The sequence below is a fragment of the Desulfobulbus alkaliphilus genome (assembly GCF_016918545.1).
Classification (GTDB): Bacteria; Desulfobacterota; Desulfobulbia; order Desulfobulbales; family Desulfobulbaceae; genus Desulfobulbus; species Desulfobulbus alkaliphilus.
Window position 1 is genome coordinate 1 of sequence record NZ_JAFFQC010000392.1, and the last position, 398, is coordinate 398.

At 64.6% G+C, this 398-nt stretch carries 1 protein-coding gene; it reads right to left on the minus strand.

Going from position 1 to position 398, the window contains the following annotated elements; genetic code table 11:
* Positions 1 to 92 precede the first annotated feature (92 nt).
* A partial coding sequence (locus tag JWG43_RS21125; RefSeq protein ID WP_205244476.1) for an SDR family NAD(P)-dependent oxidoreductase occupies positions 93 to 398 on the minus strand: 306 nt, incomplete at its 5' end.

Consider the following 398-nt stretch of genomic DNA (forward strand, 5'->3'; position numbering starts at 1 on the left):
CTTCATCGCCGCGCTGAAGATGGACGAGGATTGATCCCGCGCTGGACCTCTCCGTCCCCGCCGGGGGAAGGGAGAGGTCTTGGTGCGCCGCCTCAGTGCGCTCCGTTCAACTGCTCGAACACCTTGTCGTAACCATTCGCTTCCGCGAACCGCAGCGGCTTGACCCGTTCGACCAGGATTTCGCCGCGCGGGGTCTCGCCGCGTTCGATCAGGCCGATCACTTCGTCCGTATAGTCGGCCAGCGGCATGGAGGAGGGGTTTTCCGCATGGCCTGGCATTATGTCGGTGGCGACGCCGGGCGGGGCCAGTTCCAGCACCTCGACCGCGGTGTCTGCCAGTTGATGCCGCAGGGATTGGCTCCACGAATGCAACGCCGCCTTGGTCGCATTGTATGTCGG